Here is an 18333-nt window from a genome sequence, read left to right as displayed (position 1 = left end):
CGTGACCCACGCAAGGACGCCGTCGTGAAGCTCACCCGGCCCAGCCTCAAGGACCAGGCCCTGGCGGTCATCCGTCAGGGCATGGTCTCGGGCGAGATCCGGCCCGGCGAGATCCACTCCGCGGCCGGCATGGCCGCACGGCTCGGCACCTCGAACGGTCCCGTCCGCGAGGCGATGCTCACGCTGGTCGAGCAGGGGATCATGCAGGTGGTCCCCAACGTCGGGTTCCAGGTGACGCGCCTGACCGAGGACGACCTCGACGAGATCCACGAGCTCCGGCTCATGCTCGAGGTGCCGGCGATGCGGCGGCTCGGCGAGGAGGGCATCGCCGGGCGTGAGGCGGAGGTGCGCCGGCACGCCGAGGAGAGCGCCGCGGCCGCGGCGGCCAAGGACGTCGCCAGGTTCCTCTCGGCCGACCGGGAGTTCCACCTCTCGCTGCTCGAGCTGCTCGGCAACGGGCGGCTCGTGAAGTTCGTGGCCACCCTGCGCGACCAGACCCGCCTGTACGGCCTGCACAACCTCGCCGAGGAGGGCCAGCTGGAGTGCTCCGCGGCGGAGCACGCGGACCTGCTGGACGCGCTCGTCGCCGGGGACGGCGAGCGGGCCGCCCGCGTGATGAGCACGCACCTCGGCCACGTCCGGGGAGACTGGGCAAGTCCGCTGCCGGAGGCCGGCCCAGCCTCAGCGACGGGCTGACCCCGGGCGCCGGCGGGCGGGGCCCCGCACGTCCAGTGGTGGACGGCCGGATCTCAGGGACGGGCGGACGGCCCGACCGCAGTGCCGGGCCGCCCGTCTCCCGACAACCATGGCGTCCATGCGCGCCGGAAAGGCACCATGACCAGACCCGACCAGGACGCCGGCGGGGTTGCGCCCGCGCACTTCGCCGGCATGGCCCTCATCTCCGCCGAGGACGTCGCCCGCACGACCTCGACGACGGCCGCCGTCGACGCTCTCGAGGCGGCGCTCCTCGGCGGGCTGGACCCCGAGCGGGACGCCCCGCGCTCCCGGGTGACGACGGCGACCGGGGAGCTCCTCATCATGCCGTCCACGCTCGGCGACCTCTCCGGGGTCAAGCTGCTCTCGAGCACGCCCGGCAACACCGACCTGCCTCTCATCCAGGGGGCGTACGTGCTGTTCGAGGGGCCGGGCCAGCGGCCGGCGGCGGTGGTCGACGGCATCGCCCTGACCAACCTGCGCACCCCTGCGGTCTCGGCCCTCGCCGTCCGGCACCTGGCGCCCACGCCCTCCGGCCCCGAGCGACTCACGGTCTTCGGCACCGGGACGCAGGCCCGCGGCCACGCCCTCGCCCTGCTCGAGTCCCGCACCGTCGCCGACGTCACCCTGGTGGGCCGCACGCACGCACCGCTCGAGCGCCTCGCCGAGGAGGTCCGGGCCGCCGGCGCGACGGTGCGGACCTGCCGTCTCGAGGACGCAGCCGCCGCGGTCGAGGACGCCGATCTCATCTGCTGCTGCACCGCGTCCCCGACGCCCCTCTTCGACGGAGACCTCGTCAAGGACGAAGCCGTCGTCGTCGCGATGGGCTCGCACTTCCCGGACGCCCGCGAGGTGGACGACGCGCTCGTCCGCCGGGCGAGCGTCGTCGTGGAGTCCCGCGCGAGCACGCTCCGCGAGGCGGGCGACGTCGTCATCCCGCTCGCGTCCGGAACGCTCAAGGAGGACGAGCTCGTCACCCTGCACGACGTCGTCACCGGCCGCGCCCGGCTCGAGAGCTCGGGCCCGCGCCTGTTCAAGGGCACCGGCATGCCGTGGGAGGACCTTGTGGTGGCGGCGGCGATCTTCCGCGCAGCGGCGAGACGAAGCGACTGAGACGGGCAGCCCTTCAGCGGTGCGACTCGCCCGCACGGGGCGACGTGTGATCGGCCTTGGGCGAGACTGTCGGCCTTGGGTGAGACCGGGGGCTGGGCGGCGGGTCGAGCTGTCCACGTCGACCGGGCTGGTCCGAATCCTGAGACGGGCCGGCGGAAATTAGGGGATCAATCGGACAACGCCTCGCGTCCGTTTTTACCCGGGACTAACGTCCCGTCTCAACCACTTCTTCCCCTGGAGGTCCGATGCGCCGCCCCCGCGTCCCCAGCAGTTCTGGTTGGTTCGCCAAGCTGTCTCCCGCCCGCCGTGGATGGGTGCTCTTCGCCGGCGGGCTGCTTGTGACCGGGCTGCTCGCCTCCGCCGGGATCACCAGCACTCTGCTCGCGGCGCTCCTCGCCGTCGTCATGGGTGCAGGGCTCGTGATGGGCCTCTCCCCGGTGCTCTCCGCCGGTGCGTCCGCGGCCGCGGAGGCGCACGGCTCGCGGATGCGACCGGTGCCCGCCCTCGCGCCCGTCCGGGCCGGCACCCTGGGCCGCCGTTCGGTGCCCCCGTCGTGGGAGTACTACGAGACCTTCGGTCGCTGACGGGTCGCCTCACCCGCCCACCAGCACCCAGCTCTTCGCCGGCTCCGTGGCCGCGGCGCGATCCGCAGGCCCGTCGGGCAGCACGCGCTCCAGCGCCGACCAGACCGCCCGGTCCAGCGACGCGTAGGTCCCGTCCACCGTGCGAAGCATGTTGCGCTGCGCCCTGGAGGGACCTCTCATCGGGCTGGCGTGGTGCTCGTAGGTGTTCACCGCCTGAAGCACCGCGTGGGCGGTCCCGCCCCACGGCTCGACCCGGCGGTCGTGGACGTAGAGCTCGTCGATCGCCTCCCGCTTCCGCTCGGCGTGCTTCAGCGCACGCGGCGGCAACGGCTCGTCGCGCGGCCCCTTCAGGGGCACCCAGGAATCGAGGAACCTGGACCACGTACGCCGGTCCACGTCGATCCGGCACAGCCGACGGATCTCCTCGGCGAAGGCCTCGCCGGTCGTGTGGACGATCGTCAGGGCGCGGCGGGCCGCGTCCAGCTTGACCCGGGAGTTGCGCGAGTGGCGGATGCGCAGCTCCTGCCCGCGCTCGGCCAGGGCGACGGCGCGGGTGTTGTCGCACACGACGTCCGTCACCGTGCGCTTGTACGTCGTCGCCAACGAGCCGTCGTGGGTGGTGGTGGCCAGCAGGTTGGGCCGAAACTCGACCCCCTCCGGCGTCGTGATCGACTCCGGCATGCTCACCTCGACCCAGGCGATGGCGCCGTCGCGGAGCAGCCCCGCGGAGCTGACCGTCAGTGAGTCGTCGAGAATGTCCGACACCGTGCGGAGCAGGTAGTCGGTGTACTGGTGCGGCTCGTACGCCTGGGTGAAGACCCCGAGCACCGTGCCGTCGTCGCGGTCCGAGCGGACGATGGCCTGCCGTGACTCCACGGCCACCCAGCGGACTGGCTCGCCACTGGCGTTCAGGTGCGTCATCGTCGCCGCGTCCGCCGGGCGCTCGACGGCGACGGGCCGGGACTGGGCCCGCCAGCCGAAGAGCCGGCGGGCGACGTCGTCGGTCGGGATCGGCCCCGGATAGTGGTTCGGCTCCGCGCCCTGCATCTCGGCCCGGTAGTGCCAGGCCGTGCCGCGCTGCGAGGTGTTGCCGATGAGGGTCTGAGTGTTGAGGGACAGCAGTGTCTCTGTGGTCATGGTCTTGCCTCCTTGACCGCAGCCAACCGCCACCCGCCCACATCGCGCCGGCGGCCTCCACACCCTCCCGGCGCCCGACCGCACGGCTGTGGACAACGGCGGCCCGCCCGGAGGCCGCCCGCCCGGAGGCCGCCCGCCCGGAGGCGGTGCTGGCGCCGACCCACGCCGCGCGGCACCATGGCGAGCGCGGCCGCCATCGGGGCGACCGCGGCGGGCCGTCACCGGGGACGACGGCGGGTGGGACCATGGCCGCGCGGGCCGTGACCGTGACGGCGGACGCGCGGCGGGAGGCGGTCAGGTATGGACATCGGCTTCGCCCTGCCCGTCTCCGGCGCCTGGGCGACACCGGAGAACGTCGTCGGCATCGCGCGGAGGGCCGAGGAGCTCGGCTACCGGTCCCTGTGGACGTTCCAGCGCCTGCTCGTCCCCGAGGGGTCGCACCTGCCGCCGGTCTACACCTCCGTGCTCGACCCGGTCGTCACCCTCGCCCACGCAGCTGCGGTCACGGACCGGATCCGCCTCGGCACCGCGATCGTCAACATGCCCTTCCAGCCGCCCGTCGTGCTGGCCAAGCAGCTCGCCACCCTCGACGTGCTCTCCGGAGGCCGCCTCGACGTCGGGCTCGGCCTCGGTTGGGAGCGCGAGGAGTTTGTCGCGGCCGGGACGCCCTACGAGCGGCGCGGTGCCCGCGCCGAGGAGTACCTCGCGTGCCTGCGGGCGCTCTGGGGGCAGGACCCGGTGCAGTTCTCCGGCGCGTTCTACCAGGTTCCGGCGGCAGTCGTCCGGCCGAAGCCGGTGCAGCGCCCCGCACCGCCCCTGCTGCTCGGCGGAGCGGCCCCCCGGGCGCTCGACCGGGTGGGGCGCCTCGCCGACGGGTGGATCAGTGCCAGCAGGGCCGACCTCGACGATCTGTCGACCTCGATCGACCGGGTCCGGGACGCCGCCCGGGCGCACGGCAGGGATCCCGGACCGCTGCGGTTCGTCTGCCGCGGGGTTGTCCGCGGCGGCCCGCGCGGGCCGCGCCTCACAGGCACGCTCGACGAGGTCCGCGCCGACCTGCCGGCGCTCGCCGCGCAGGGCGTCACCGAGCTCTTCGCCGACCTCAACTTCGACCCTGCCGTGGGCCATCCCGACGCGGACCCGGCCGCCGCCGTCCGGCGTGCCCACGAGGTGCTCGAGGCGCTGGCGCCGGCCGGGACGCCGGCGCCGGGATGCTGACGCGGCGACGCCGGATCGCGGATGCCAGGAGAGCCGCCGCGCGGGGCACCGGAATGACGGGCCGGCTGGGCCCTTGGTCCCCTCGGCCCGCAGGAATCAGGTGACCGGCGCATGAACACTAGGAGCACGGTCCGAAAACTGCCTGAGCGCGCAGACGGTGCGTGACACGATGCAACGACAGCGGCCCCGCCGGGACCCCAGACCCACAGGCAGGCGTAGCGCAGTGACGACCACTCGCACCGACGACCGCCCGACCCGGACCGAGGCGACGGACGACGTCCTCGTCGTCACCGACCTGGTCCGCCGCTTCGGTGACCTCACCGCCGTCGACGGCGTCTCGTTCCGCATCGCGCCGGGCGAGACGTACGGGCTCCTGGGGCCCAACGGCGCAGGCAAGACCACGACCATCTCCATGATCGCCGGCCTCGTCGCGGCCGACGCGGGCACCGTCACCGTGGCCGGGCAGCCGATGGGGCCCACGCGCACCGAGGTCAAGCGGCACATCGGCCTGGTGCCCCAGGACCTCGCGATCTACCCCGAGCTCACCGGCCGCGAGAACCTCACCTTCTTCGGCCGTCTCCAGGGACTGCGGGGAAAGGAGCTCGGGGCGCGGATCGACACCGTGCTCGAGCTCGTCGGCCTGGCCGACCGCGCCAAGGACGCCACCAAGGAGTACTCCGGCGGCATGAAGCGCCGGCTCAACATCGGCATCGGGCTCCTCCACCGGCCGACGCTGCTCATCCTCGACGAGCCGACCGTGGGCGTGGACCCGCAGTCGCGCAACGCGATCCTCGAGTCCGTCGAGGCGCTGTCCGTGGAGGGGATGGCGGTGCTGTACACGACCCACTACATGGAGGAGGCCGAGCGGCTGTGCGACCGCATCGCGATCGTCGACTCCGGGCGGTTCCAGGCCGAGGGCACCCGTGACGAGCTGATCCGGCTCGTCGGCGGCGTCGACCGCATCCGTCTCAGCGGCGGCGGGAGCACGGGCGCGGCCGCCGAGGCCCTCGCAGCGCTCCCGGCCGTGGTCCACGTCGACGCCGACCGGCGGGACATCGTGCTGACCGTGCGTGACGCACCGGCCGCCGTCGCCGCCGTCGTGAACGGGGCCACCGGCGCCGGGATGTCGCTGACCGGTGTCGAGATCACCCGGCCCAACCTGGAGTCGGTGTTCCTGCACCTGACCGGCAAGGCCCTGCGGGACTGACCGTGAACCAGCTCTGGACAATGACCGCGTCCGACCTGCGCCAGCGGGTCCGGGACAGGTCCGTCATCATCTTCGCGCTCGTCGTCCCGCTCGCGCTCATGCTGGTCTTCAACCTCGTCTTCGGCGGGACCGAGGACCTCGAGCTGGAGCCGGTCACCGTGGCGGCCGCCGTCCCGGACGACGACGAGCTGGCCGCCGTCCTCGTCGCCGCGCTCGGAGAGCTCGAGTCGCCCCAGGTCACCGTGCGGGAGGTCGGGGCGACCGAGGTCCGCGAGCTCGCCGAGGCCGGCGCCGCCGACCTCGGCCTCGTGGTCCCGGAGGGCTTCGGCGAGGCGCTCGCCCTCGGGGAGGGGCCCGTCGTCGACATCGTCGAGGGGAACGGGGCGGGGATCGAGTCCGACGTCCTCGTCGCGGTCGTCCAGGGAGTGCTCGACCAGCTCGCCGCCGGCACGGTGGCCGCCGGGGCAGCGGACAGGCTCGCCCTGCCGCCCGAGCAGGTGGGCGCGATCGCGCAGCAGGCCGCCACGGCCGGCCCGACCGTCGCCCTCGCCCAGGGAGAGGCGTCCAGCGAGCAGCTCAGTGGCCTGGGCACGCTGGTCGCGGGGCAGGCCGGCCTTTTCCTGCTCTTCACCGTCGGCTTCGGCGTGCTGAGCCTGGTGAACGAGCGCGAGCAGGGCACGCTCGCCCGCCTCCGCTCGATGCCGATGCGGCCGGGTCTGGTCGTGGCCGCGAAGGCCCTGGTCAGCTTCGTCCTCGGCGTCGTCGCCACCACGGTGCTCCTCGTCGTCGGCTCTCTGCTGTTCGACGTCACCTTCGGATCCGCACTCGCGGTGGGCGTGCTGGTCGTGTGCGCCGTGACCGCCGCGACCTCGCTCATGCTGGTCATCGCACGCGTCGCGCGCACGGCCGAGCAGGCCAACGTCCTGCAGTCCATCTTCGCCATCGGGCTGGGCACGGCGGGCGGCGCCTTCTTCCCCCTCACCGCCTCGGGCCTCGCCGGCCAGCTCCTCGACCTCAACCCGGTCGCCGCGTTCATCCGTGGCCTGGGCATCACGTCGGGGGGCGGAGGGATCACCGACATCGGCGTCCCGATCCTCTACATGCTCGCGTTCGCCGCCGTCGTCACCGCAGCCTCCCTGCTGGTGCCGGACCGGGGGAGGGACCTGTGAGACCCGTGCTGGCCATCGCCGCCGTCGAGCTTCGGCGGTTCCTCCGTGACCGCTCCAACATCTTCTTCGTCTTCGTGTTCCCGCTGGTCCTCGTGCTGGTGCTCGGCTCGCAGTTCGGCGGCGGGGGCACCACCGGCAGCATGGTCGTCGTGGGCGGGGAGAGCGAGCTGCGCGGCGCCGTCGTCGCCGCCCTCGAGGACCGCGACGTGAGCGTCACCCTCGCCGACGACGACGACGCCCTCGAGCAGGTCGCTCGCGGTCGCGCCGACGCCGGGCTCTGGCTGGACGACGCCGACGCCGCCTCGTACGCCGCGGGCGAGGACGTCACCCTCGACATCGTCGCCAGCTCGCAGGCCGGCGCCCCGGTCACGGTGCAGCGGGCCCAGGCCGCGGTCCGGGCCGTCACAGCGCAGCAGGGCCAGGTGGCCGCGCTGACCGCGGCAGGGGTGGAGGCGGGAGCAGCGGCGGCCGCCCTGGACAGTGCGGGCCACGACTTCGAGCCTCCCCGCCTCGAGGTGACGGACGTGGACGAGGTGGCGCAGGAGTTCTCCGGGGTGGGGCAGTTCGACATCGGGGCGGCGTCCCAACTGCTCCTGTTCGTGTTCCTGATCTCGCTCGCCGGGTCCAGCACGCTCATCCAGGGCCGCCGTTACGGGGTGGTCGCGCGGGCGCTCACCGCCCCGGTCTCCACGACCGAGCTGGTGGCCGGCCAGGCGCTCGGCCGGTTCGTCATCGCCCTTTTCCAGGGCGCCTACATCATGGCGGCGACCGCGCTGCTCTTCGGCGTGGAGTGGGGCGACCTGGGGCTCTCGCTGCTCGTGCTGGCGTCCTTCGCCGCGGTGGCCGCGGGGGCCGCGATGCTCATCGGTTCCTTGCTGGACAACGAGAACGCCGCCGTCGGGCTGGGCATCGGCCTCGGCCTCGTCCTCGCGGCCCTCGGCGGCGGGATGCTGCCGCTCGAGCTGTTCCCGGACACCCTGCGCGGGGTCTCGCACGTGACGCCGCACGCCTGGGCCTACGAGGCCCTCGCCGACATCCAGCGGCACGAGGCCACCCTGGCCGACATCCTGCCCCGTCTCGGCGTGCTGCTCGCCATGGCCGCCGCGACCCTCGCCCTGGGGTCGTGGGCGCTGCGCCGCAGCCTGGCCCGGGCGATGTGACGGCGCGCGCGTCAGGAGGATCAGCGCGCGCGTCAGGAGGATCAGGAGGAGGACGTCTCCGGGCGCGGCAGCTCGATCCCGTGCTCAGCGGCGTACCTGGCCACGTTCGGCATGAGCACCGCGCTCTCCTCCCTCGCCTCCTTCGTGGGGGTGAAGGCGACGTACTCGCTGTCGGCGAAGATGAGCGGCGTGTGCCCGGGCTCGATGACGAACGCGTCACCGGCCTCGAAGATCTCCTCCCCGCCGCCTGCCGTCCGGACGCCGAACTTCCCCCTGAGCACGTAGCCCAGGTGGTGCCCCTGACACTGGTCGTTCGGCGCACCGCTGAAGAACGGCGCGAGGTCGAAGTCGGCCAGGGTGGCCTCGATCGTGACCGTCCAGTCGCCGATCTCCTGCTCGTAGGCGTCCGCGAACCCCGGGAAGCCTTGGTGGGACGACGCGGTGGCCTTCGACAGCTTCGGCATGTTCTTCTCCTTCCGGGGTGACACGGGCCGAGGCCGGCACGCCCCGGCGCTCCGTCACCCCATCCTGGGTCGGCCCGGCACCGCATGACGAGAGGCCTTGGTCCCGCGACCGGGAAGGGGCGGTCCGCCGTCGGCGACGGGCGGCGCGGGGCAGTCGTGGCGCGGGCAGTTCGGTGCGGTAGCCGGGGCGCGGGCGGTGTGTCGCGCCGGCCCGGCCCGGGCGGTACGGCGCTGGCCTTAGGGCATGCTGAGGCCATGACGAACGCCGGTGAGCCGCTGCTGCTGCTCGACTCCGCCTCGCTGTACTTCCGCGCCTACTACGGCGTCCCCGACAGCATCAAGGCGCCCGACGGCACGCCGGTCAATGCCGTGCGCGGGTTCCTCGACATGATCGCCCAGCTCGTGACGGACCGGCGCCCCTCCCGCGTCGTGGCGTGCTGGGACGACGACTGGCGGCCGGCGTTCCGCGTGGCCGCGATCCCCTCCTACAAGGAGCACCGCCTCGCGGCCGACGGCGGGGAGGAGGTGCCGCCGGCCCTGACCGCGCAGGTGCCGGTCATCGTGGAGTCGCTCGCCGCCCTCGGGATCGCCCGGGCCGGCGCGCCCGGTTTCGAGGCCGACGACGTCATCGGCACGCTGGTGGCGCGCGAGGTCGCCCAGGACGGCCGGCGTGCGCCGGTCGAGGTCGTCACGGGCGACCGGGACCTCTTCCAGCTCGTGGACGACGCCGCCGGGGTGCGCGTGCTGTACCCGGTCAAGGGCGTCAAGAACCTTCAGGTGGTGGACCAGGGTTACCTGCAGGAGCGGTACGGGGTGGAGACCGGCGTCGCGTACGCCGACATGGCGACGCTGCGGGGCGACCCGAGCGACGGTCTGCCGGGCGTGGCCGGCGTGGGGGAGAAGACCGCGGCCTCGCTGCTGCGCAAGCACGGCACGCTCGCCGGCGTGCTCGCGGCGGTCGAGGCGGGCGAGGTGAGCGCCGGTCAGCAGGCGAAGTTCCGCGCGGCGTGGGACTACCTCGCCGTCGCGCCCACCGTCGTGCGCGTGGCCCACGACGCCCCGGTGGCCGACGTGGACGACACGCTGCCGGACGCGCCCGCGGACCCGGCGGCCGTCGCCGCCCTGGCCGAGCGGTGGAACCTGACCTCCTCGATGACCCGGGTGGTCCAGGCGCTCACCGCGGCGGGGGAGCGCCGCGCGGGCTGAGCCGCGCCGGCCGGCTGCCGCTCGCCCTCAGTGCTCCGCCCCGGGAGCCGCCACAGCGCTCCGCCGCGGGAAGCCGTGTCAGGGGGCCGCCGCGGGAAGCCGCCTCAGCGGGCCGCCTCCGCCAGCCAGAGCTCGGCGCGCGCCCGGGCGCAGGCCTCCACCAGGACGGAGGCGATCTTCTCGGCGTCCTCCCCGGTGAACCGGGCGGTCGGCACGGCCACCGTGAGCGCGGCGCGCACCTCGCCCGCCGCCGTCCCGAGCGAGGCCCCGAGCGCCGCGACACCAGGCTCGCTCTCCTCCTGGTTGAAGCCGAAGCGCTGCGAGCGCACCCGGTCGAGCTCGGCCGTCAGCTCCGCGAGGTTCGTCGCGTGGCCTCCGGGCCACGGCCGCAGCCCGCCCGGGTGCAGCGCGGCGAGCGCGTCGGGGGAGAGCTCGGCAAGCATCGCCTTGCCGCCCGAGGTCGTGTAGGCGGGCATGCGCGTGCCGACCCGGAGGCCCACCCGGAGGCTGCGGTCGCTCTCGATGCCGTCGACGAAGCGCACGTCCGAGCCGATGAGGACCATGAGGTGCGACGTCTCGCCGAGCTCCGCGAAGAGCGCGTCGAGGTAGGGCCGCAGGGTGCGGACGACCTCGGGGATGCCGGCGGGCACGGCGGCGGACGCGGCCAGCTCCGGCCCGGCCTCGTAGAGCTTGCGCTCGCCCTGCACCGCCCAGCCGCGGTGCCCGAGCGTGCTGAGGAGACGGTGCGCCGTGGACGGCGCCACGCCGAGCTCCTGCGCCGCCTCGGTCACGCTCAGACGCCCGCGGTCACGCAGCAGGCCGAGGAGCTGCAGGGCACGGTCGACCGCCTCGATGCGGTACGGATCGGTTTTCTGCTGCACAGAATCATCATACCGTGGTGTTGCACACAGTGGAAGGGTCGGGTTAACGTCGTTCAAACATGTGACCCCGACCACGGCGGCGGGGCGCGATAGTCAGCGAGGAGGCGGACTGTGTCCACAGATCAGGTGATCATCGCCGGGGGCGGCATCGGCGGACTCGGAGCGGCCCTCATGCTCGCTCGCAAGGGCCTCCGGGTGACGGTGCTCGAGCAGGCGCCCGAGTTCGCCGAGGTCGGCGCCGGGCTGCAGCTCGCCCCGAACATCACGCGCATGCTCGACGAGGTCGGCGTGCTCGAGAAGATCCTGCCGCTGTCCGTCCAGCCCAAGCGGCTGGTGTTCATGAACGCCGTCTCCGGCGAGATGCTCACCACGCTCGACCTGGTCGACGCGCGCCGGCGCTACGGCGCGCCCTACATCGTGCTGCACCGCAGCGATCTGCTCGACGCCCTGCGCGAGGCCGCCGAGGCCGAGCCGAACGTCGTGCTGCGCACCGACCACAAGGTCACCGACATCGAGGACAAGGGCGACTCCGTCGTCCTCACCTGCGCCAACGGCGCCACGCTCACCGGCCAGCTGCTCATCGGCGCGGACGGGCTCCACTCGGTCGTCCGCAAGCAGATCGTCGAGGACGAGCCGGTCCCCTCCGGCTACGTCGCCTACCGCGGCGCCGTCCCGATCGAGGACGTGGACCGCCGCATGGACATGGACGACGTCGTCGTCTGGATGGGCCCGGGCCTGCACCTGGTCCAGTACCCGGTCCGCGCCGGCAAGCTGTACAACCAGGTCGCCGTCTTCCGCAGCCAGGAGTACCTGGACGGCAAGGAGGACTGGGGAACCCCCGAGGAGCTGGACCGCACCTACGCCGGGATGTGCGAGCAGGTCCGCGTGGCGATCCCGTCGCTCGGCCGCATCAAGCGTTGGCCGATGGCCGACCGTGAGCCGCTGAAGAACTGGACCAAGGGCCGCATCTCGCTGCTCGGGGACGCGGCGCACGCCATGCTGCAGTACCTCGCCCAGGGCGCCGGCCAGTCTCTGCTCGACGGCGCGTCGATCTCCGCCGCGCTGGCCCCCCTCGGCGACGGCGCCTGGGACTCCGAGAACGTCGACCGCGCCCTGGCCCAGTACGAGTCCGAGCGGGTCGAGGCGGCCGGCAACGTCCAGTCCACCGCCCGCGTCTGGGGCGACATCTGGCACGTGGACAGCCACGTCCCGACGATCCTGCGCGACGAGGCGTTCCGCCGGCGCGACACCTACGACTACCACCTCGTGGACTGGCTGTACGGTCCCGTCCGGGACGGGGCCGACGCCGGGAACGTCCCCCAGCCGGTCGGCGGCGACGCGCCGGCCGAGGCCACCTCCGCACCCACCCCCGCCCGCGCCTGAGAGACGAAGGAGTCGAGACGATGACCACCACCGACCAGCCCCTGGAGCACGGCGACGTCGAGAACGCGATGCAGCCGGAGGACACCCCCGAGCTGCGCGAGCTCTACGCCGGCTTCGAGGCGAACCACATGGTCCCGCTGTGGACCCAGATCGACGACCTCATGCCCATGCACCCGGCGCCCAAGGCGGTGCCGCACGTGTGGAAGTGGTCGACCCTCTACCCGCTGGCGCAGCGCTCCGGCGACCTCGTGCCCGTCGGCCGCGGCGGCGAGCGCCGCGCCATCGGCCTGGCGAACCCGGGCCTGGGCGGCCGGGCCTACGTCTCCCCGACGCTGTGGGCCGCCATCCAGTACCTCGGCCCGAAGGAGACCGCGCCGGAGCACCGGCACTCCCAGAACGCCTTCCGCTTCGTCGTCGAGGGCGAGGGCGTGTGGACCGTCGTCAACGGCGACCCGGTGCGGATGAGCCGCGGCGACTTCCTGCTGACGCCGGGCTGGAACTTCCACGGCCACCACAACGAGACCGACAAGCCGATGGCCTGGATCGACGGCCTCGACATCCCGTTCTCCTACCAGAACGACGTCGGCTTCTTCGAGTTCGGCTCCGAGCGCGTCACCGACTACGCGACGCCGAACTACTCCCGCGGCGAGCGGCTGTGGTGCCACCCCGGCCTGCGCCCGCTCTCCGGCCTGCAGAACACCGTCTCCTCCCCGATCGGCGCCTACCGGTGGGAGCACACCGACCGCGCGCTGACCGAGCAGCTGCTGCTGGAGGAGGAGGGCCAGCCGGCCACCGTCGAGCAGGGCCACGCCGCCGTGCGCTACGTCAACCCCACCACCGGCGGGGACGTCATGCCGACCATCCGTGCCGAGTTTCACCGCCTGCGCGCCGGCGCCGTCACGGCCACGCGCCGCGAGGTCGGCTCGACCGTCTTCCAGGTCTTCGAGGGGTCCGGCTCCGTCGTCATCGACGGCACCGAGAACCAGCTCGAGATCGGCGACATGTTCGTCATCCCGTCGTGGGTGCCGTGGTCGCTCCAGGCCGACACCCAGTTCGACCTCTTCCGTTTCTCCGACGCGCCGATCATGGAGCGTCTGCACTTCGACCGCACGTACATCGAGGGGACCGACCGATGAAGCTGACCACCCTGCGCACCACCTCCGGCACCGTTGCCGCCCGCGTCGACGGCGACAAGGCCGTCGAGCTGGCCGGCTTCACCGACGTCGGGGACCTCCTGCGCCGCGGCGACCTCTCCGCCGCGGCCGGGGCGTCCGGCGCCGAGCACGACCTGGCGACGGCGGACCTGGCCCCCGTGGTGTCCACACCGGGCAAGATCGTCTGCGTCGGCCTGAACTACCGCAACCACATCCTCGAGATGGGCCGCGAGCTGCCCGAGTACCCGACCCTGTTCACCAAGTTCCCCGAGGCCCTGATCGGCCCGCGCGACGAGATCCAGATCCCGCCGGAGTCGGACAAGATCGACTGGGAGGGCGAGCTCGTCGTCGTCGTCGGCAAGAGCGTCCGCCGCGCGGACGCGGAGCAGGCGAGGGACGCGATCGCCGGGTACACGGTGATGAACGACATCACCATGCGCGACTACCAGTACCGCACCCCGCAATGGTTCCAGGGCAAGGCGTGGGAGAGCTCGACGCCGCTCGGCCCCGTGCTCGTCACCCCGGACGAGCTGCCGGCCGACGCCGAGCTCGTCACCCGCCTCGACGGCGAGGAGATGCAGCGCACCCGCATCGACGACCTCGTCTTCGACGCCGTGGCGCTCGTGCAGTACATCTCCACGATCTTCACCCTCAACCCCGGCGACATCATCGCCACCGGGACCCCCGGCGGTGTGGGCCACGCACGGAAGCCCGGGCGCTACATCACCGCGGGCCAGACGGTGTCGGTGTCGATCGACGGCATCGGCGAGCTCGTCAACCTCGCGGTCGAGGAGAAGGTGGCGGGCGGCGCCGCGCAGACGCCCGCCACGGTGGGCGCATGAGCACCTCGCTCGAGCAGGCCCGCGAGGAGCTCCGGCGGCGGCAGGGCGCCGGCGCGCGGTACGACTCCGAGAACGCCCCCGCGCGCGAGCTCGCGTGGGCGCGGACCGGCACGGCGTACTTCGCCCGGAAGCTCAACGAGCTCACCGACGAGGAGCTCTACGGGCCGAGCCTGCTCCCCGGCTGGACCAGGGCGCACCTGGTGGCGCACGTGGGGTACAACGCCCGCGCGCTGACCCGGCTGTGCGAGTGGGCGCGCACGGGCGTGGAGACGCCCATGTACGCCTCGACCACCCAGCGCAACACCGAGATCGACCGGGGGGCCACCCTCCCCGCCCGGGCGCTGCGCAACCTGTTCGCCCACGCCGAGGTCCACCTGAACGTCGAGTGGCGCGATCTCACCGACGAGCAGTGGGACCACGAGGTCCGCACCGCCCAGGGACGCACCGTGCCCGCCCGGGAGACCGCGTGGATGCGCGCCCGGGAGGTGTGGGTCCACGCCGTGGACCTGGACAACGCCGGCTCGTTCCGGGACTTCCCGCCCGACCTGCTCGACGAGCTGCTCGCCGACGTCATCCGGGCGTGGGCCCGGCGCGAGGAGAAGGCCGACCTCGTCCTCGCCCCGACCGACCGGGACCGGAAGGTCACAGTCGGGGAGGGCACCGGCCCGACGATCACCGGCACCACCGCCGACCTCGTCCGCTGGCTCACCGGCCGCGGCGCGCGCCGGCTGACCAGCTCGACCGGCGAGCTGCCGGAGATCCCGCGCTGGTTCTGACCGGACCACGGCGGCCCGTCACGGACGGGCCGCCGTACCGCCCGCGCCCTCCGGTCCCCGCGACACCCTGCGCGACCTTCGTGAGCGACCTTCGTGAGCGACTGCCACGTGTCCTGACGGACATGGCCGTCGACCCCAGGGCGCGGCGCCTGCCTGGCGCCGCCATCGACGCCCGCCGCACCAGGCCGGGCGCCCCGAAGCCTGGTCCGACATGGCGGACCGGTTCCTCTCCTCCACCCAGCGCCCCACCTCCCTCGACGGGAGCGGTGGCCGGCGCCCCTGCAGCAGCACCGCCGGCGCCCGACGTCGGCCAGACCGAAGGACTCTCATGGCACTGGCGCCCGAAACCACCCGGTCCGCCGGCGGCACCCGGACCGCGGCACGTACCTCGCTCGCCGCCGTCGTGGTGGCGTGGCTCTTCGTCGTCTTCGACGGCTACGACCTCATCGTCTACGGCACCGTCCAGGCCCGGCTCCGCGAGGAGTGGTCGCTGGACTCCGCCGCGGCCGGAACCCTCGGGTCGGTCGCCTTCCTCGGGATGATGCTCGGAGCGCTCGGCGCCGGCCGGCTCGCCGACCACTTCGGCAGGAAGCTGACGATCATCGGCTCCGCCGTCGTCCTCTCGGTCTTCACCGTGCTGTGCGCGGTGGCGCCGGACCCCGTCACCTTCGGGGCGCTGCGCTTCTTGGCGGGTCTCGGCCTCGGCGGTCTGGTGCCCAGCGCCAACGCGCTGGCCGCGGACCTCGTGCCTCAGCGGTGGCGTGCAACGGTCGCCACGCTGATGATGTCCGGTGTGCCGATCGGCGGGTCGATCGCGGCGGTGGTCGGCATCCCGGTGATCCCCGCGTGGGGCTGGCGGCCGATGTTCGCGTTCGCGCTCGTCGCCCTGGTGATCCTTGTCCCCGTCGCCTGGAAGGTCATCCCGGCCGACCACGACCGCAGCACGCACGTCGACCACGAGCACCGCCCCGGCTTCGGCACGCTGCTGCGCCCGCCCTTCCTGTTCATCACCGTCCTCTTCGCCGGCGCCACCGTCGTCACCCTCATGGCCTGGTACGGGCTGGGCACCTGGCTGCCGAACCTCATGGAGATCGCCGGCTACGACCTGGGCTCCGCGCTGACCTTCGCCCTCGCCCTCAACCTGGGCGCCGTCGCCGGATCCGTGGTGACCGCCTGGGCCGGCGACCGGTACGGCACCGTCCCGACCGGCGTGGTGGCGGCCGGCCTCGCCGGCGTCGCCCTGCTCGCGCTGCTGACCACCCCGCCGGTGTGGGCGGTCTACGTCATCCTCGTGCTCGCCGGGGTGGGCACGCACGGTACTCAGGCGCTGATCATCGCGGCCGTCGCCACCTACTACCCGGCGCACCTGCGCGGCACCGCCCTCGGCTTCGCCCTGGGCATGGGCCGCATCGGAGCCGTCCTCGCGCCCCAGGTCGGCGGCCTGCTCCTGGCGGCCGGGCTCGGCGTCGGGTCGAACTTCCTGCTCTTCGGCGCCTGCGCCGTCGTCTCGGCGCTGATGCTCGCCGGGATCTGGCGCCACTTCGGCGTCACCCACGACGCCGAGCGGGTCATCGCGCACTGACCGCACCACGACCGGCGGGCGGCGGGACGGGAGCCCGCCACCCGCCGCGCACCCGCCGCGACTAGGCTTCTGGCATGGCCGGCCGCGCAGGTGCGGGGCTCGTGGGGCTCGTCGTCACGGGCTGCTCCATCGCGCTGGCCGAGCTCCTCGTCCGGGTTGCCGGCAGCGGGCCAGGGCCCGTCGAGGCCGTCGCCGAGGCGTTCATCGACCGCACCCCCGCCTGGCTCAAGGACCTCGCCATCGCCTGGTTCGGCACGGCCGACAAGCTCGCGCTCGGCGCGGGCATCATCCTCGTCCTGGGGGCCCTGGCGGTGGTGGCAGGCCTGGCCGAGCGGACGGTGCGGTGGCGCGGGTCCGCCGTCCTCGTCCTGCTCGGCCTCGTGGCCGCGGCCGCGACCCTGAGCCGTCCCGACGGCGGATGGGGCGCCGTGTGGCCGGTGGTGGCGGGCACGGCGGCCGGGGCGCTCGCGCTGCCCGCCCTGGCCCCGAGGGTGGGGGAGCCGGGGCACGGGGCCCCGGTGGCCGGGGCCCTCGCGCCGCCCGCCCTGGTCCCGTCGGCGGGGGAGTCGGCGACGGCGGCGCACGGGCCCGCCCCGGCGGCCTCGGGTGGAGGCTCGGCGGCGCGCGGACCCACCGGCCTGGAGTGGCCGACGGGCCCCCGCCCGCTGGACCGCCGGCGTCTGCTGATCGGCGCCGGTGCGGTCGCCGGCGTCGCCCTCGCCGGCGCCACGGTGACCCGGGTGGCGGGCGTCCGCACGCCGTCGCCGCCGATCGCCCTGCCGGCCCCGGCGACCCCCGCGCCCCCGCTGCCCGCCCGGGCAGACCTGCGGATCGACGGGCTGGCCCCCTTCCGCACACCGAACGAGGACTTCTACCGGATCGACACCGCCTTCGTCGTCCCGCGGGTGGACCCGGCCACCTGGACGCTGAGGGTCCACGGCCTCGTCGAGCGGGAGGTGACGCTGAGCCTGGACGACCTGCTCGCCGAGGACCTCGTCGAGGCGTGGGTGACGCTGTGCTGCGTGTCGAACAGCGTGGGCGGCGACCTCGTCGGGAACGCCCTGTGGCTCGGCCTGCCGGTGCGCGAGGTCCTGGCCCGGGCGGGCGTGGCCCCGGGGGCGGACATGGTGCTCTCGCGCAGCGTCGACGGGTTCACCGCCTCGACCCCGCTGGAGGTGCTCACCGACGAGCGCGACGCGCTGCTCGCCGTCGCGATGAACGGCGCGCCGCTGCCGCCCGAGCACGGCTACCCGGTGCGGCTCGTGGTGCCCGGCCTGTACGGGTACGTCTCGGCCACCAAGTGGGTCAGCGAGCTGAAGGTCACCAGGTTCGCCGACGACGTCGCCTACTGGACCACCCGCGGATGGTCTGCGAAGGCACCGGTCAAGATCGCCTCGCGTATCGACGTCCCCCGTCCCGGCCGGACCCGGCGGGCCGGCGAGGTGGTCGTGGCGGGCGTGGCCTGGGCGCAGCACACCGGCATCGGCAAGGTCGAGGTGCGGGTCGACGACGGCGACTGGCAGCCGGCTGAGCTGGGCGACCTGGTCAGCGTCGACACCTGGCGGCAGTGGTTCTTCCGCTGGGACGCCCCTGCCGGGGACCACGCGCTCGAGGTGCGGGCCACCGGGCTCGAAGGCATCGTCCAGACCAGCCAGCGCCGGCCGCCGGCCCCCGACGGCGCCACCGGGCTGCACCGGGTGGAGGTCCGGGTGGAGGCGTAGGTGGGCTGGACGGCCTCGTGGT

At 73.8% G+C, this 18333-nt stretch carries 17 protein-coding genes; 14 read left to right on the top strand and 3 right to left on the bottom strand.

The features are described 5' to 3' along the window. Window positions 1–24: 24 nt before the first annotated feature. From KZX45_RS03290 to KZX45_RS03280, 3 genes are all read left to right on the top strand, one after another. Window positions 25–696, top strand: coding sequence for a GntR family transcriptional regulator (locus tag KZX45_RS03290; RefSeq protein WP_248256251.1), 672 nt, complete (start codon window positions 25–27; stop codon window positions 694–696). A 138-nt stretch (window positions 697–834) separates the two neighbouring features. Then, window positions 835–1827, top strand: a complete 993-nt coding sequence (locus KZX45_RS03285; protein ID WP_248256250.1) for an ornithine cyclodeaminase family protein — start codon at window positions 835–837, stop codon at window positions 1825–1827. A gap of 245 nt (window positions 1828–2072) precedes the next feature. Continuing rightward, a complete protein-coding gene (locus KZX45_RS03280) occupies window positions 2073–2411 on the top strand; it encodes a hypothetical protein (RefSeq protein ID WP_248256249.1) in 339 nt (112 codons plus the stop codon). Window positions 2412–2420: 9 nt separating this feature from the next. Here KZX45_RS03280 and KZX45_RS03275 read toward each other — a convergent pair whose 3' ends face one another. Next, window positions 2421–3548 (bottom strand): DUF932 domain-containing protein, encoded by a 1128-nt coding sequence (locus KZX45_RS03275; protein WP_248256248.1) that lies wholly within the window; start codon window positions 3546–3548, stop codon window positions 2421–2423. Between the two features lie 300 nt (window positions 3549–3848). On the opposite strand from KZX45_RS03275, the gene KZX45_RS03270 reads away from it, so the two are divergent. The 4 genes from KZX45_RS03270 (at window position 3849) to KZX45_RS03255 (ending at window position 8302) form a co-directional block, all read left to right on the top strand. Continuing rightward, a complete protein-coding gene (locus KZX45_RS03270; RefSeq protein WP_248256247.1) occupies window positions 3849–4766 on the top strand; it encodes a TIGR03619 family F420-dependent LLM class oxidoreductase in 918 nt (305 codons plus the stop codon). A gap of 223 nt (window positions 4767–4989) precedes the next feature. Continuing rightward, window positions 4990–5973, top strand: a complete 984-nt coding sequence (locus tag KZX45_RS03265) for an ABC transporter ATP-binding protein (RefSeq protein WP_248256246.1) — start codon at window positions 4990–4992, stop codon at window positions 5971–5973. Between the two features lie 2 nt (window positions 5974–5975). Beyond that, a complete protein-coding gene (locus tag KZX45_RS03260) occupies window positions 5976–7142 on the top strand; it encodes an ABC transporter permease (protein WP_248256245.1) in 1167 nt (388 codons plus the stop codon). Beyond that, the gene (locus tag KZX45_RS03255; protein WP_248256244.1) at window positions 7139–8302 is read left to right on the top strand and encodes an ABC transporter permease; all 1164 of its coding nucleotides are present in this window, start codon (window positions 7139–7141) and stop codon (window positions 8300–8302) included. The genes KZX45_RS03260 and KZX45_RS03255 overlap by 4 nt, the downstream gene beginning before the upstream one ends. A gap of 41 nt (window positions 8303–8343) precedes the next feature. Here KZX45_RS03255 and KZX45_RS03250 read toward each other — a convergent pair whose 3' ends face one another. After that, a complete protein-coding gene (locus tag KZX45_RS03250) occupies window positions 8344–8766 on the bottom strand; it encodes a hypothetical protein (protein ID WP_248256243.1) in 423 nt (140 codons plus the stop codon). A 255-nt stretch (window positions 8767–9021) separates the two neighbouring features. Here KZX45_RS03250 and KZX45_RS03245 point away from each other — a divergent pair, with 255 nt between their 5' ends. Further along, on the top strand, window positions 9022–9972 hold the full coding sequence (locus KZX45_RS03245; RefSeq protein WP_248256242.1) for a 5'-3' exonuclease: 951 nt from the start codon (window positions 9022–9024) through the stop codon (window positions 9970–9972). A 104-nt stretch (window positions 9973–10076) separates the two neighbouring features. Here the strand turns inward: KZX45_RS03245 and KZX45_RS03240 are convergent, their stop codons facing one another. Next, a complete protein-coding gene (locus KZX45_RS03240; RefSeq protein ID WP_248256241.1) occupies window positions 10077–10853 on the bottom strand; it encodes an IclR family transcriptional regulator in 777 nt (258 codons plus the stop codon). A 111-nt stretch (window positions 10854–10964) separates the two neighbouring features. Here KZX45_RS03240 and KZX45_RS03235 point away from each other — a divergent pair, with 111 nt between their 5' ends. From KZX45_RS03235 to KZX45_RS03210, 6 genes are all read left to right on the top strand, one after another. Continuing rightward, entirely contained in the window at window positions 10965–12236 is a 1272-nt protein-coding gene (locus tag KZX45_RS03235) for an FAD-dependent oxidoreductase (RefSeq protein ID WP_248256240.1), read from the top strand. Window positions 12237–12304: 68 nt separating this feature from the next. After that, window positions 12305–13372 (top strand): cupin domain-containing protein, encoded by a 1068-nt coding sequence (locus KZX45_RS03230; RefSeq protein WP_374112528.1) that lies wholly within the window; start codon window positions 12305–12307, stop codon window positions 13370–13372. Further along, window positions 13369–14232 (top strand): fumarylacetoacetate hydrolase family protein, encoded by an 864-nt coding sequence (locus KZX45_RS03225; protein WP_248256238.1) that lies wholly within the window; start codon window positions 13369–13371, stop codon window positions 14230–14232. Before KZX45_RS03230 ends, KZX45_RS03225 begins: the two co-directional genes overlap by 4 nt. Beyond that, the gene (locus tag KZX45_RS03220) at window positions 14229–15008 is read left to right on the top strand and encodes a maleylpyruvate isomerase family mycothiol-dependent enzyme (RefSeq protein ID WP_248256237.1); all 780 of its coding nucleotides are present in this window, start codon (window positions 14229–14231) and stop codon (window positions 15006–15008) included. The genes KZX45_RS03225 and KZX45_RS03220 overlap by 4 nt, the downstream gene beginning before the upstream one ends. Window positions 15009–15336: 328 nt before the next feature. Then, window positions 15337–16590: an aromatic acid/H+ symport family MFS transporter gene (locus KZX45_RS03215; RefSeq protein WP_248256236.1), complete on the top strand. Its 1254-nt coding sequence runs from the start codon at window positions 15337–15339 to the stop codon at window positions 16588–16590. A 74-nt stretch (window positions 16591–16664) separates the two neighbouring features. After that, entirely contained in the window at window positions 16665–18311 is a 1647-nt protein-coding gene (locus tag KZX45_RS03210) for a molybdopterin-dependent oxidoreductase (protein WP_248256235.1), read from the top strand. Window positions 18312–18333: the final 22 nt, after the last annotated feature.

It is taken from the genome of Georgenia sp. EYE_87, assembly GCF_023148685.1.
GTDB lineage: Bacteria > Actinomycetota > Actinomycetes > Actinomycetales > Actinomycetaceae > Georgenia.
The sequence above is the reverse complement of the archived record's forward strand: the minus strand, read 5'-3'. Positions and strand labels throughout refer to the sequence as shown.